The following is a 14,013-nucleotide window of genomic DNA, read 5'->3' on the forward strand; positions in this document are numbered from 1 at the left end:
CACTTTGGTTGGTCCTTCAGCGAAATTACCGGCCACGAGATCCACACTCACCTCGACGCCAACGAAGCTCAGACGGCTCGGACATGAGCGCCTTTCGGCATTTGCCGGTGGCGATCAGAGAGATTACCTCGCCAACCAGGCCAATAGCGGACTGACCCGGCTTCTGACCCTCCCAGGCACCGCTCTCCACATTTTCCCTATCGGCCCAACCGGACTCATATCCGGCTCGACCGGCGCCGCCGCACCTTCAGCCTGCGGAATATCATCCACGGCTTGAGGCACATCATCATTTTGCGGCTCGCTCCTCGGTTCGAGTAGCTGCCTTAGATGTTCCTGCTTGGCAGAGAGATAGGCCGATAACTGGGGTGCGTCGGTGGGCACCTCCGACAACGCGACCGTGTAGGGATCCTGCGGATCATGGGGAGATCGCCACGGCTGCGCAACCGACCGCCAATGTTGCCTTTCGGGATCTCCGACAACGTTTGGATAGAGCTCTTCGATCGCGGAAGCGATCACCGAAGTGAGCGCGCGGTAGCTGTAGTTACCAGATGCAATCAGATGTTCATGAGCTCGTTCCACATAGCCCTGCAAGGACTCAAAATTGTCAAGCCTTGCCAGAACATCGCGGGCGTTCGAGAAATCCTTCTCCAACGGGATGTAGTGAACATCCGGGACGATCGCATCGGAATAGCGTCCCCGAAAGAGAATCATCGGCGTCATCATCGCTGCGCATTCGAACACACGCGGAGAGACCTGTCCGGTATCAAATGGCCGCTCGAAAGGCGCCAGGAAGTCAGTCAGCTCTGGATATTCAGGCGCACGGCCGTGCAGGGCCCGGAATCGCTCGATCTCCCGCTCGAGCTCCTGGTCGAAATCGAAGGCGTTGCTTCCGCTTTCGCTGCCAAGCATAGTTCGGCAGTCACCGATGAAGTTGAACCAGTCCTCGCCGTAGATTCGACTGGCTTCATCAGTCCTGATGTTGTGCGGCTGGCCCAGCTCATCGCAAAGCGCGGCCATGTAGCGGCCAATCTCGAATTTCTCAAAGCCGAGCCGTCCGTACCTCGCGCCGATTTGGCGGCCGCGATAACCGATCGGAAAAGCTCGATCAGCCAGCGGCTTGATCCGGCGATCCGGATGTGCGGCCGGCGCGTATCCCGTCAGCACCTGCCTCAAGGCAACACCCGGCAGTTGCATCGCGGGGTACACAAGCGGCCAGAACTCCTTCTGAACGCTCGTAAGCAGAACATGAAAGCCGAGGCGCCTGATCGCACTCCGCAGCACACCTGTCCGATCGTACTCGTCCTGCGCTATTGCGATCTTCAGGCCACGAAACGACAGAACGGCTCGCACGTAATCGGGGTTCAAGTACCAATCAAAACAGAGCCGCGCACTGTAGCTGTTGATCAGGACATCGAATTCATTGATGTCGAAATTCAGCCGCGCATCATCCGTGCAATGAACGAATTGGACTTCGCAGCCGGGAAGGTCCTTCAGCGCGGTAAGGTATTCCAATGTCGTTGGGACAACATTCGCGGCAGCCGAATAGGCTACCAGAACCCGCATCACTCGACCTGTCATCGAATCTCGGTATCCAGCAAATGCCGAGCCTCCGGATTCAAGCTCGAACCAGAGTCCTGATCGGGAGCGAACTGCCACTCCGCCGAATGAAAGAAGTCCGCGGAAACGTCAACCAGAGATTCCTGAACCTCAACTATCAGATCGAAGCTTCGCGACAACAAGTCATGACGCACGGTGCCGTTGAATCTTGCCAGGTGATCGGCTCCATGGATACTGAGACTTACAACGTATTCACCCGGCCCGAGCTGCACTGGATTAAACAGCATTTCCACACAGCGTTCTTGTCCTTTCGTCGCGGAAAACTTGTCGGGGGGACTTATCAGCTTTGCCCGGCATGCTCCCAGATAGTCGAGCACGACGATGCCGTATCGGCACTCAAAGTCCCCATCCACGCAGGCAACCACATTCAGCATCATCTTGGCCGGCGCCAGCGCCATTAATCTGTTGGTCTCTCCGCGCTCCGTGACCATCGTAAATCCGGACAGCTTCAAATCGCCGCTTGATGCCCATCTCGATAGCCCACCACGCGCGACAAACTTGAAATCCCGGGGCGGCTCGATCGCCGGAAAAACAGCTGCCGTCGCGTGCGGAGCGAAATGCGGCTCCTGCAACAGGACCTCCCGATCGAATGTTGTTTTGCCATCGGCGGGCTTTTCCGACCGCGCCGGAAGCGACACTGAACCAGCAGCCTTTGCCGGTGCGCCATCGTCGCCGGCGGCAGACGAAACCACGGGCGCCTGAAGGCGCTGATCGCCCCCTCCGTGCACGAACTCCTCATAGGCCTTCACCACTGCGAAGGCATCCCCCTGCATGCGGATCTTGCCCTCGTGAAGCCAGATCACTTCGCTGCACAGCTCGAGTACCTGCGGCATTGAGTGGGAAACAAGCAGCATCGTGCAGCCACTTCGCACAAGGGTTTCCACCCTGGCCTTCGATTTGGCAACGAAGTAGGCATCTCCGGCGCCGAGGACTTCATCGACGATCAATATCTCCGGCCGGATCGCGGTTGCGGCGGCAAACATCAGGCGCGCCAGCATGCCCAACGAGTAGGTCTTGATCGGCTGATCGAAGAAGTCGCCGAGTTCGCAGAACTCGATGATTCCCTCGACTGCGTCCCGATACTCGTCCTTGCGAAGACCGTTGTACTGCAATGAAGCTTCGACGTTTTCCCGCCCGGTATGCTCCGGATGAAACCCGAGGCCTGCGGCCATCAGCGCCTGAACTTCCCCATTCACCAACACCGATCCATGTGTCGGCGAGAAATTTCCGCAGACCAGCTTCAACAGCGTGGTCTTTCCCGCCCCGTTCCGCCCGATGATCCCGATCCTGTGGCCACGCGGCACCGCGATGGAAATGTCGCTGAGCGCAGGAAAAATCTTCGGCTGTTGGCGGGTTCGAAATCCGAAGCGCTGCAGCCCAAGGACGTCGACCAGCTGGTCGCCTTGACTTCCATAGAGCTTGTAGATCTTGGAAACCGCTTCGAACTTGATCGCGAACTGCTCAAGCGTAGTCAAAGAACACACCCTTTGCGCGCTGGAAGAACGAATATCCCACCAAAAAGCTCGTAATCGCTATCAGTGCTGCGCCGCCAAAAATGCGGGGGTCGGGCCAGTTGCCGTAGCAGATGAGCTGCTGAAACGTCAGCACGAAGTAGGAAAGCGGATTCAGGAGAAGCAGCGGCTTCATGGCCCCCGGAACCATCTCCGGAGTATAGGCGAACGGACTGATGATCATCATGACCATAAGAACCAGTCCGATGACCTGCTGAATGTCTTTCGCAATTAACGAGACAAGCGAAAGTATCCATCCAATTCCAGTCGCAAACATCAACAGGAGGAGCCAGCACACGGGAACGAGCACGATGGCCTTCCAGTCGGTTCGCCCAAGAGCGAAGCCCAGGCAGAGCGTGATTGCGAGACCGAACAGATGAGGAAAGTGCGCCGCCACCACGGATCGCAGCGGGATCAACTCCGCGGGAAACACGGTGTTGAGCAGCAGATTCTTGTTTGCGGAGACCGAAGAAATTGAGCTCGTGAGCGCTTCGTTGAAGGCCATAATCGGAACGAGCCCGGAGAAGACCAGCAGGATGTAGCCCCACTCATTGAGACCGCTGGGGCGGACCTTGAATACGAAGGCATACAATCCGGCGTAGATGCTTAGCTGCATCGCGGGCAGAAGGACTGCCCAACCGATGCCGACCACCGATCCAAGATAACGTTGGCGGACGTCGTGAGCCACCCCCTCAATGACGCGTCCTCCGTAGATCGAAAGAAGTCGAAAAACGTTCAGATTTGATGAGTATTTCATTTTCCATCAGCTTCATCGATGCGGTGGAGAAGAAGCTCCTTGGGCCTCGATCTGACCCGTCGATCGACTTCCTCGAATTGCACGACGCTAGCCGGCGTCAGCGCCGAGCGCCCCTGACGAATCGAGCTTGTATTTCTCGCCGGTTCGCGGACAGACCAGATCTGCGCCCAGCCGCTCTCCGCTTCGGCTCATCCAGCCGGCCCGTCGCGCCGGATTGCCGATCATCAAGGCGAATGCCGGCACATTCTTCGTCACGACAGAGCCGGCGCCGATGAAGCAGTATTCGCCGAGCGAATGGCCGCACACGATGGTGGCGTTGGCACCGATGCTGGCGCCACGCCCGACGGGTGTGCTGCGAAACTCGTCCTTGCGCGACACATCGGCACGCGGATTGTTGACGTTGGTGAACACGCAACTCGGACCGCAAAACACGTCGTCTGCGAGCTCGACACCATCGTAGAGCGACACATTATTCTGGATCTTGCATCCATCGCCGATCTTCACGCGCGGCCCGATCATGACATTTTGTCCGATCGAACAATTCTGACCGATGACGGTGCCGGGAAGCACGTGACAGAAGTGCCAGATCTTGGTGCCTCGCCCGATGATCACGCCATCGTCCACGTAGCTGGATGCGTGGATCAGCACACCCGGAAATCGCGGATCATCCTTCATCTCGCTCATTTGGACGACGCCCCACGCGCGGACGGATGCTGCCATTCATGCCCGGTGGTCAGTGGCGCCTGGCGGAAGGCAGACACGATCTCGATCGAAGCCCGCACGTCGTCGAGGCCGAAACCGCGCCCTGCGAGAATCTCCTGGTAGCTCCGCGTATGGAGATCCGTGAAGCCCTCCGAGAACTCGACCTCCTCGCCATCCACGGTGATCGAGCGGAACGTCGTCTTCTTGCCTTGGACGTCAGGCGGCAGATCATTGCTGTCTACCGATAGAAACCAGCTGATGTCGGCCCGCTCGCATTCGAGAAATCCGGCCGCCCGTTCGCGCTGGCGCAGATGCGCCTCGTTGCGCTTGACCGAACCGAACACGAAGCTCAGCATGTCGAAGAAGTGCACACCGATATTGGTGGCGACCCCTCCCGACTTGGCATCCTCGCCTTTCCAGGATGTGTAATACCAGCGGCCTCGTGAGGCGATATAAGTGAGCTCGACCTTGTGTCGCTTGTTGCTCGTCCCGAACTTCTCCCGCAGGTTGATGATAGCGGGATGAAGCCTCAGCTGCAGGATTGTCGAGATGCGACGGCCGGTATCCTGCTCTATCTCAGCGAGACCGTCGATGTTCCATGGATTCAAAACCAGCGGCTTCTCGCAAATTGCGTCGGCTCCTGATCGCAGGGCAAAGCGGCAATGCGCATCATGCAGATGATTGGGTGAGCAGATCGACGCGTAGTCGATTTTCTCGCCGCGCCGCCGCAGCTTGTCGACGTGGCGGTCAAATCGCTCGAACTCGGTAAAGAAGTGGGCATTGGGAAAATAACTATCCAGAATGCCGACTGAGTCATTTGGATCGTAGGCGATCTTCAGATCTCCGCCTACCGCGTGTATCGCCCGCATGTGACGCGGCGCCACATAACCGGCTGCTCCTATCAACGCAAACGAATGCATCTGACTTCTCACGCCTCCCAACGAAGTTCAATTTTTCCAAGCTACCGCACTCGGGGTGAATCGAGCACCACCCCGAGCCGGATTTCTCTACCACCACGCCTGCGAGCAGCAGACGCCGTCAGGCCGCGGCAATCAGATTGGCGCCGACCATCACACGCACCTTGCGCCCCAATAGGTCGAGCAAGACCGCGACACGCTCATGATCGCTGACGCCCTCCACCAGCGCGAGGCTATCAGCGAACGCTCCCTCGGTGATCCGCACTTTGTCTCCGGGCGAAAAGGGAGACCGACGCGAAAGCGCGATGAAACCGGCTTCGTCCTCACGTGCTTTCAACGCCCCGACCACAGCGTTCTCCACCGACGCCGGCCTGCCGTGCAAGCAGACCAGATGGGAAACACCGAGCGTCGATTGAATAGCGCGCCACCGCTGCGTTGCGAGATCGATGGCGACAAACAGATAGCGCGGAAACAGCGGCCGCGCGACGACGTCGACCCGGCGCGCGTGACTGCGGCGCTTTTGGTAGCGCGGAAGATAGACACCAAATCCCTGGCGGACCAGATTGGCCGCCGCCTTCACTTCGGCATTGACGTGCGTCTGCACGACATACCAGCTGAGGCCGAGTTGCGCTTCCGTTGCCATCATTCCACCCTCTGCACGCCAGGCGGACGCAAGCCCAGCAGGTCAGGCGTCAACACTCTTTCCGGCCCAAACATATCGACAGCCTGATCGAACACATCCCTGGCCTTGTTGAGATGCGTAACGACGACCGCGTCGAACGGCTCGGCCACTTCAGCATAGGACGGCACCACCTCGATCCCGAAGAAGTGTGACGCGGCTTCATCGGCATCGACAACAGCAACGATGGACACCGGGCTGTCCACGGCGCACAAGATGGCTATTTCGCAAAGATCGGATTTCCCGGCAAAAACAATTCGCTTGAAGCCCAGCACCTGAGCGCGATCGAACACGCGCGAATACTCTTCCTTGGCTCTTCGAAAGAGCGAAAACGACGAAGAGAGGAACTCAACCGTGAGCCTTGATTTCTCGGAAAAGCCCTGGGGCGTGAGATAATAGGCATATCGACGGGCCGGCGCCTGACCAACCTTGACGAACCCCTTCTTGATGGCTCGCCTCAAATAGGCATTGACCAAGCCAAGCGCGATTCCAAGCTCCGCCGCGATGCGCCGCTGCGAGCGCGCCCCGTCGATTTCAACGGAGGTCAGCAGACCGAGCACAAGTCGATCGCTGTCTCTGTCGTCCGTCGGGAGTGTGTTTGCCATGCGCCCATTCCTGCAATGCGTGCATTAGCGCGTTCATGCGATGAACGTCAAGCCAAATCGTTCACGCGATGAACAACACAAGTAATTGTTTTTAAAAGAAATTTATCGGAGGAGCCGACATCTCGTCCCCACCAAATGTCAGGCGTGGTCGCCCGATGGCGTCAAGTATCGCGCTGCCAGCACCGAGTAACTGTACTGCCGGGCTATGGCGATCCGATCGTCCCGCGAGCGCTCCGGGCCATTCAGCGCCGCGACCAGGGACTTGGCGAGCGCCGGCGGATCGTCCGGTGCGCATCGAGACGTCACCAGCTTTTCAAGCCCCGCGAGCGCCCTGCCCTCGCACGCGATGACGCTGCGCGGTGCGAAGAGACAGTAGTCGAAGAGTTTGTTCGGGCTGATGCCATGGTGATAGAGCGCATTGTTGTGGAAGGCCACGACCGCGCAATCGGAGGCATGCAGCATGCCGTGCACGACCGATCGATCGACTTCATCGTGAAACTCCACATTGGCAAGCGTGGCCGCCCGCTGTCTCAACGCGTCCCTCGAGGTGCCTGAACCGATCATCACGAAATGGATCTCGGGGTTTGCCTTGCCGATGATAGAAGCCGCGTCGAGAATGGCCTCCACGGCATTTGGAGGGCCCATGCCGCCGGCGTAGAGAACGACGCGCCTGCCCTGCCGCTTCAACAGATTGATGCGATCGATCAGAGGGTGACCCAGATTTTCGATCGTCAGCGCGCTCTGTATTTCACCGTCGGACACTCCGTTGGGGATCCACGTGAACTTGCCGGACGGCAAGCCACGCGCGCGCATATGCGCTTCAGCCCCGGCCAGCAGACAGATCACGCGATCGGCCGCGCGATAGGCCGAGCGCTCCTTCCAGCCGAGCACCTTCATCAGCGGATGCCAGGCGGGAGTCATTCCAAGCGCCACGATGCTCTCCGGCCAGAGGTCACGGACCTCCAGCCAGAACCTGGCACCGAACTGCCGCGCGATCTGATCCGCCGCCGAGATGAAGAACAGATGCGGGCTCGACGCTATCATCAGATCCGGTTTGCCGAACTGCGCGGCGATTGCAGACGCTGCCGAGCGGAAAGCCGGCCCGAAGCTCAAATTGTTCCGAAGCCGCCCCAGGCTGCCGCCGGCATAACGCGGCGTATCGAGAAACCAGAAGTCGACGTCGTTGATCCGCTGCGGCCCCGGAACGCGCGGCTGCCTGTGCAGATGATGGAAGGCTGCGCTGACCACCAGCACCCGGTGCCCCATCTGTCTCCAGGCATCGGCAAGCCAGAACGGACGATAATGGCGGCCCAGGCCCGGACCTCCTGCAAAGGGATGCAGCAGCCAGATATTCATGCCGCGGCCCCGAGCGAAGCAAATCGTCGGTAGAGTTCGTTGAGCTCCGCCGCGTCATGCTGCCAGTTGAAATTCCCGGCGACCGCTGCCCGTCCCGCCAGCCCCAATCGGATCGCCCGTTCCGGATCATCCGCGAGCATGGACAGGCTGTTCAGCAGCGCCGCGCGATCGTTGAGCGACACGACGAATCCGCACCCCGCCGCGTCGACGATCTCTTTTGATTTCGGCAAGTCACTTGAAATGACGGGCAGCCCGGCGGCCATGTATTCAAAAAGCTTGGTTGGAAGTGACAGCAGATAATTCGGTTCGGGCAACAGCAGATTGAGACCGATGAGGCTTTCGTTCAGCAGCGCCGCGATCTCACCGCGTCCCAGCCTGCCCCTGTATGATACGTCGGCGGAAGATTTCGCGAGCCAGGCTTCTTCTTCGCGGCCGATGCTCCCGGCGAGCACGAGCGGCAAACGCACCGCGGCACATGCCTCCACCATTTCGACCAACCCGCGATCGAAACTCGTCCGGCCCACGTAAACCGCCTGCCGCCGGCGTCTCGTCGTCGGCGTCGGCTCGATGAATTCGTCCAGTCGCACGGTGTTTCGCACCAGCGTGACGGCCGCACCATAGGCGCGAAAGCGATCGGCAATGGCCGGTGTCGCAGCCACGATCGCATCAAAGCGGCGCGCGGCGCTCCGCTCCACAACTTCCATCGTGCGCGCCACAGCCGGCCGCATCCAGGACCAAATCCACCGCTTGGAATAAATGTCCGCCGGCACGTCCTCGTGGACGTCGTAGATCACCCTGCAACGTCGGCTCTTCAGCTGCAGCGCGAACGGTATCAGTTCAGGATCGTGAAATTGCACGACATCCGCGCCGGTCGCGCGGGCAAGCGCAAGCGCCGCTCGTCCCGCGACCCACGGGCGCTTCCAACGGGGAACCGGCGGCACCTCGATCAACTTGAATTCAATGCGACCTGGATCGCTCGGACGGGGTGATCGCGCCACGACAGTCACGTCGTGACCGGCTTCGGAGAGGCTCCGCGCCTCCTTCTCGACAATTCGAATGTCATCGGCCGAATGGACACTCGACAACATGCAAATCTTCATGGGGCTTCAACCCCGAAGCGTTCAGCCCAAAGCGCCACGCAATAAAGCCGCCAGCGCATCCCGAGGTCGAGCCGGTGAAATTTCCTCTTCACCGCAGCCATGTTCACGTACCGGGCAAGCAGTGCGCTGCCGGCCACCTTTTCATACATCGCAGGCGAGTGTCGATTGAGCCATAGCTGATCGGGCGCGGCGAAACCGATCTTGTCCTTGCGCCAGGAGATGCTGGCCGGAAGAACCTCCTGCATGGCCGCACGAAGCGGCCACTTCGTCCATCCATTGTTCAACTTGATGCGCGTCGGCAAGCTCAACGCAAACTCAACAAATCGGTAATCCAGGAACGGCAATCGCGTCTCGATCCCAAACCGCATCGAGTTCTTGTCCTCGAAACGGAGCAGCATCGGCAGGTTGGTTTCCGTGATCTCGAGTACCTGCATTTCCTGCGCGTCCCTCGTCTCCCGCGCAAAACGGCGAAGACACTCCGGCAAGTCCGGGTTCTTCAGGAAGGCATATCGCCAACGGTAGAATGTGGCTCTTAGCACTGCCGAGCTGGCGCCAAACAGGTACATCAGCAAGCGTTGAGCTGATACGCCGGCCTGTGTGGCCGCGCGGAAGGCGGAGAAAAATCCCCTTACACCGGAGCGGTCCAGCTGGTCGCGGAGCCACGCCGCATAATAGCGATGATAGCCCAGCAGCGTCTCATCGCCCCCCTGACCATCGAGCAGCACAATCACGCCGTTCGCGCGCGCCGTCTTCATCACCTCGTATTGCATCATGATCGAGGGGCCAGCGAACGGCTCTTCCTGCACCTCGAGCAAGGCTTCCGCAGTCGATGCGAAATCCTCATAGCTCGGCTTGGTGCGCAACCAGTTCAGCTCGGCCTTTTCCACGACGTCGGCCGCGTAGGCTTCCTCGTTGTTCGCCGCCTGCTCGCTCACCGCAGTGATGGCAAAGAAGCGACCATTGGAGGACGACGCGTAGTGCCTTGCGGCCAGCGTCGCGACGCTCGAACTGTCCAAACCTCCCGACAAGCAGGTTCCGACGCGAACATCCGAGCGCAGGCGCAGGCGCGTCGCATCGTCGAGCAGCTCCGCCAGTAACCTGGCCGCATCCTGTTCGTTCGCCACGGCCAAACGAGGCGCCAGCGAATAATAGCGTTCGATCTCGATCCGGCCTGTCGACACGTCGACGCGCATCTTGTGTCCGGGCGGCAGCTTCTCGACACCCTTGAAGAAGGTCCGGCTGGTGTGATCGCTCAAACCGCAGACAAGAAAATCCCTGACGAGGTCGTCGTCCGCGATCGAACGCCCGATCAGGGGAAGCAGCTGGCGAATTTCCGAACCGAACGCGAACTGCGTCGCCGTGTTTGCGAAGTAGAACGGCTTTACGCCAAAGCGATCGCGCGCGCAGAACAGCGTATTGTCGCGCTCGTCGTGAATCGCGAACGACCACATGCCGTTGAAACGGTCGAGGCACTTCTCGCCCCAGCGGACATAGGCCGCCAGCAAGACCTCGGTGTCGGAGGCGGTATGAAAGACGTGACCGAGCGCTTCGAGTTCTGTACGAAGCTCGAGATAGTTGTAAATCTCACCGTTGTAGGTGATCCAGATCGGGAGCAGTCGATCGCGCATCGGCTGCGCGCCGTCGTCGGTCAAGTCGATGATGGCCAACCGCCGGTGCCCCAACCCGACCGCGCCATTGACCCGCACTCCGCGCCCGTCCGGACCGCGGTGAGCGACGAGATCGGTCAGTCGATCGACTTGATCAGCATCAACGAGCCCGTTCTTGGCGACTAGGCCGAATATGCCGCACACGAGTGACTGACCTATATCCGCTTGGGTTTCGTGGACAATGCGACAGGAAACGCATTCGAGCCGCTATGGCTTGAAATCCCATCCGGCGCCTGAGCTCACCTCTAACCCGTTCACGCGATGAACGTCAACCTCACCGGGTGAAGGAGCGATCGCGCGAGCTGACTTGCCGTCTATCTTTCGATCGGTTCACCGACATCCTGACCTGCCGCCTGTCGCATTGTCGCCGCAAAACTCGCTGCGAACGCGCTGACATTGTCGTCCTGGTGCGGGACGACGTTCCGAATGGTGGGCCCGTGAGCTTCCTGCACGGCCTGCATCAGGTGGTCTGCCAACGCGACCGGATCGTCGACGCCGAAATAGCGGGCGCTACCCGCGGTCTGCTCCCGATGCACGTCGATGTCGGACAGGATCATCGGAACGCCAAACGATTTCGCCTCCTCGACGGTCGTGCTCCAGCCCTCGAAGCGCGATGGGTTGATCAGCGCCGTTGAAGCGCGCAGCAGCGCGTAGACATGCGGCAGCGGGATAACGCCTAGGTGGCGGAACTGCGCTTCAAGGCCGCGCTTCTGGATCTCGGAGTTGACCAGATCATAATAGCCCGGCTCGCGCCGGTCTTCCTTGCTGCCGGATGCACAGATCACCACGTCGATCGCCCGCCCCTTCAGGATCGTCAAGGCGTCGACGACGAGCTTGTGGTTCTTGTGGCGATAGAACTGATTGGGCAGATAGAAATAGTTCGCCGGCAGATGATATGCCCCGATCACTTCGGCCGGGTCCGTGTTCAGGAACGCGGCCGGCGGCTGGGTCGCGAAGCGAACGACGCAGACCTGGTTTCTTGCGCCTGGATAGTAGGCCCTGAAATCACGCAGCGCGCTCTCGCTGCTCAGCATGATGGTTCGGCCCGAGGCGATTTGCATGCGAAAGCCAAGCTCGCGGCGCCAGCGTGCCGTCGTTGGAAACAGTTGCGGCAGAGAGCGGTGCTGCAAATCCGGAATCCATGCCACTGCCGGATGCGCGAGCCGCCAACCAAAGAAACGTGCCGATTCGACGACGACATCGATCCCGGCGCCTCGAAACGCCGCCGCGGCTCCGCGATCCAGACCAAGCCCGAGTGCCGCGGCCAACCCTGGCTGTCCATCGAAAGTCTCCGATCGAACGACCTCGACACCCGGTATCGCGGCAAGCTCCGCGAGTTCATTCTCTTCGGCCCTGTTCCCGGCAAAGACAATCGGAACGAATTCGCCGGGCAGAAACCTGGCAAGCGCCGCAAACAGATTGCGCTGATAATTGTAGCCGCCGGCCCAAAGCCGTCGCGAAATGTGACCGAACGCGAACCGCAATGGGCGGGGCGTCACGAAGCCTGCCCCTTGAACCAGGCCACGTAATCGGCAAGGCCTCGATCGAGCGGAATGCGCCAATCGAACCCGATCTGGCGCAGCACGGCATCGTCGGCCAACAGGCTCACGGGATCGCCGGGCCGGCTTACGCCCGAGTGCCGCACAACGGTATTGCCGCCCCACTGCCGGATGAGACCGGCTGCGATATCGGCAACGCTGGTCCCACGGCCCGACCCGCCATTGATGACCCGGAAGGCCGCCTGCGACGACGGTGTTGCGACGCTTGCGAGCAGCCTTGCGACATCACGCACGTCGATCCAGTCGCGGATTTCGTTGCCCGTCCCGCCAAGCGTGAGCACCTGCTCCTTGGCCGCCAGCCGCGAGCAGATGTCCCAGAGCAGCTGCTTGCGCAAATTGGGTCCATAGACCGAGAACAGCCGCACGATCGTGCAGCGGATGCCAAACGACTGCGCGTAGCTCCCGCACAATTGCTCCATCATCAACTTGTGCTTCCCATAGGGCGACATCGGAGTTGCGATCGCGCTTTCAGCGATCGGGCCGACATGGTCGGCTCCATAGACGGCCGCACTTGACGCCGCGATCACGGCGCAGTTCGGCGCGGATCCGCGCAGCCATTCGAGCAGCCGCGCGGTGCTCGCCACGGTGCGCGAAAAGTCCTCGAACGGCCGCTCGATCGAGATGCCGACCGACGATCCGCCGGCCAGATGAAAGATCTGCGCCGGTAGCCCGTGCGCGGCCGCGAGCGCATTGAGATTGGCCGCGTCGATTTCACCGTTGATCCAGCTCTGCAAACCAAGCCGCCGGGATTCCGCTGCATCGAGTGCGCCGTGCCCGACGCCGTGCACCGCTTGGCCCGCTCCCGCCAGCTCATGCACGAGATGACGGCCGATGAACCCATTCGCGCCTGTGACCCAGACGATCATCGATCAGGCCTTGTGACAGACAAAAGAGTAGAGCCGGCCCGGCCGATTGTCGAAACGTTCGGCCATCGACAGCAACGAGCCGAACACAAGACGCGACGCAAACGCGGTTCGCCACAGCGGCGCCACCGGAACCTTTTGCGTCAACCTGGTCACGATCGCCGATTTCAGGGTCTCCAGCGTATAGGGAAACAGGTTGATCGGGCTTTGCAGCGGCGCCAGCGCGTCGATCGCGGAAAAGCCTGCGGCGGTCAGCGCGCCGGTGTAGCGATCGAGCAGGTAGGCATGCTCGCCCCCGTAAAGATGATGCAACGGATGCTGCGCGAGGAACTGGGGGAGGTCCGCCTCCTTGCTGATGACATGCTCGCGCGCAGCGATCAGCATGCCGCCGGGCCGCAGCACGCGAAACATCTCCCGGCATGCTCCCTCGAGATCGCGCGTGTGGTGCAGCACGGCGCGGGCAAAGACGACATCGAACGCCGCATCGGCGAACGGCAGCCGCTCGGAAAACTCTTCGACCACCCGGATCGGCTGTTGCGACTGCGCTGCCAGATCGCGGATCGCCGCCGCTCCCACGATCGCGCTGGGATCCGGCTCGAGCGCCGTCACGGCAAAGCCGGTTCGGGCGAGCGCGTAGCTCGCAATGCCGCGGCCGGCGCCGACATCGAGCGCGGCGCCGG

General features: G+C 60.6%; 14 protein-coding genes. 1 reads left to right on the plus strand and 13 read right to left on the minus strand.

Features of this window, described 5'->3' with window-relative positions; all coding sequences use genetic code 11:
- Positions 1 to 123 precede the first annotated feature (123 nt).
- From AKL29_RS08460 to AKL29_RS44540, 11 genes are all read right to left on the minus strand, one after another.
- The gene (locus tag AKL29_RS08460) at positions 124 to 1,578 is read right to left on the minus strand and encodes a hypothetical protein (protein WP_152977480.1); all 1,455 of its coding nucleotides are present in this window, start codon (positions 1,576 to 1,578) and stop codon (positions 124 to 126) included.
- Positions 1,575 to 3,092, minus strand: coding sequence for an ABC transporter ATP-binding protein (locus AKL29_RS08465; protein WP_063779894.1), 1,518 nt, complete (start codon positions 3,090 to 3,092; stop codon positions 1,575 to 1,577). The genes AKL29_RS08460 and AKL29_RS08465 overlap by 4 nt, the downstream gene beginning before the upstream one ends.
- A complete protein-coding gene (locus tag AKL29_RS08470) occupies positions 3,079 to 3,885 on the minus strand; it encodes an ABC transporter permease (RefSeq protein ID WP_050383809.1) in 807 nt (268 codons plus the stop codon). The genes AKL29_RS08465 and AKL29_RS08470 overlap by 14 nt, the downstream gene beginning before the upstream one ends.
- 87 nt (positions 3,886 to 3,972) lie before the next feature.
- Positions 3,973 to 4,569 carry an acyltransferase gene (locus AKL29_RS08475; RefSeq protein WP_082190511.1) on the minus strand — a complete coding sequence of 199 codons (597 nt, stop codon included), beginning with the start codon at positions 4,567 to 4,569 and terminating at the stop codon, positions 3,973 to 3,975.
- Positions 4,566 to 5,507, minus strand: coding sequence for a Gfo/Idh/MocA family oxidoreductase (locus tag AKL29_RS08480; protein ID WP_050383810.1), 942 nt, complete (start codon positions 5,505 to 5,507; stop codon positions 4,566 to 4,568). The genes AKL29_RS08475 and AKL29_RS08480 overlap by 4 nt, the downstream gene beginning before the upstream one ends.
- A gap of 118 nt (positions 5,508 to 5,625) precedes the next feature.
- Positions 5,626 to 6,150 carry a transcription termination/antitermination protein NusG gene (gene nusG, locus AKL29_RS08485; protein WP_244481844.1) on the minus strand — a complete coding sequence of 175 codons (525 nt, stop codon included), beginning with the start codon at positions 6,148 to 6,150 and terminating at the stop codon, positions 5,626 to 5,628.
- On the minus strand, positions 6,147 to 6,788 hold the full coding sequence (locus AKL29_RS08490) for a winged helix-turn-helix transcriptional regulator (protein ID WP_028343100.1): 642 nt from the start codon (positions 6,786 to 6,788) through the stop codon (positions 6,147 to 6,149). Before AKL29_RS08490 ends, nusG begins: the two co-directional genes overlap by 4 nt.
- Positions 6,789 to 6,926: 138 nt before the next feature.
- Positions 6,927 to 8,144, minus strand: coding sequence for a glycosyltransferase family 4 protein (locus AKL29_RS08495; protein ID WP_050383812.1), 1,218 nt, complete (start codon positions 8,142 to 8,144; stop codon positions 6,927 to 6,929).
- The gene (locus AKL29_RS08500; protein WP_160321718.1) at positions 8,141 to 9,232 is read right to left on the minus strand and encodes a glycosyltransferase family 4 protein; all 1,092 of its coding nucleotides are present in this window, start codon (positions 9,230 to 9,232) and stop codon (positions 8,141 to 8,143) included. The genes AKL29_RS08495 and AKL29_RS08500 overlap by 4 nt, the downstream gene beginning before the upstream one ends.
- An 8-nt stretch (positions 9,233 to 9,240) precedes the next feature.
- Positions 9,241 to 11,055 carry an asparagine synthase (glutamine-hydrolyzing) gene (gene asnB / locus AKL29_RS08505; protein ID WP_050383814.1) on the minus strand — a complete coding sequence of 605 codons (1,815 nt, stop codon included), beginning with the start codon at positions 11,053 to 11,055 and terminating at the stop codon, positions 9,241 to 9,243.
- A 170-nt stretch (positions 11,056 to 11,225) separates the two neighbouring features.
- Positions 11,226 to 11,972: a glycosyltransferase gene (locus tag AKL29_RS44540; protein WP_244481845.1), complete on the minus strand. Its 747-nt coding sequence runs from the start codon at positions 11,970 to 11,972 to the stop codon at positions 11,226 to 11,228.
- 93 nt (positions 11,973 to 12,065) lie between these two features.
- Between AKL29_RS44540 and AKL29_RS44545 the strand changes: the two genes are divergently transcribed.
- Positions 12,066 to 12,440 (plus strand): hypothetical protein, encoded by a 375-nt coding sequence (locus AKL29_RS44545; protein WP_244481846.1) that lies wholly within the window; start codon positions 12,066 to 12,068, stop codon positions 12,438 to 12,440.
- Here the strand turns inward: AKL29_RS44545 and AKL29_RS08515 are convergent.
- Together AKL29_RS08515 and AKL29_RS08520 are read right to left on the minus strand one after the other, a co-directional pair.
- Positions 12,407 to 13,336, minus strand: coding sequence for an NAD-dependent epimerase/dehydratase family protein (locus AKL29_RS08515; RefSeq protein ID WP_050383816.1), 930 nt, complete (start codon positions 13,334 to 13,336; stop codon positions 12,407 to 12,409). The genes AKL29_RS44545 and AKL29_RS08515 overlap by 34 nt on opposite strands.
- A 3-nt stretch (positions 13,337 to 13,339) precedes the next feature.
- Positions 13,340 to 14,013: class I SAM-dependent methyltransferase (locus AKL29_RS08520; RefSeq protein WP_244481847.1), on the minus strand; the 674-nt coding region annotated here is incomplete at its 5' end.

This window comes from Bradyrhizobium pachyrhizi (genome assembly GCF_001189245.1).
GTDB classification, from domain to species: Bacteria; Pseudomonadota; Alphaproteobacteria; order Rhizobiales; family Xanthobacteraceae; genus Bradyrhizobium; species Bradyrhizobium pachyrhizi.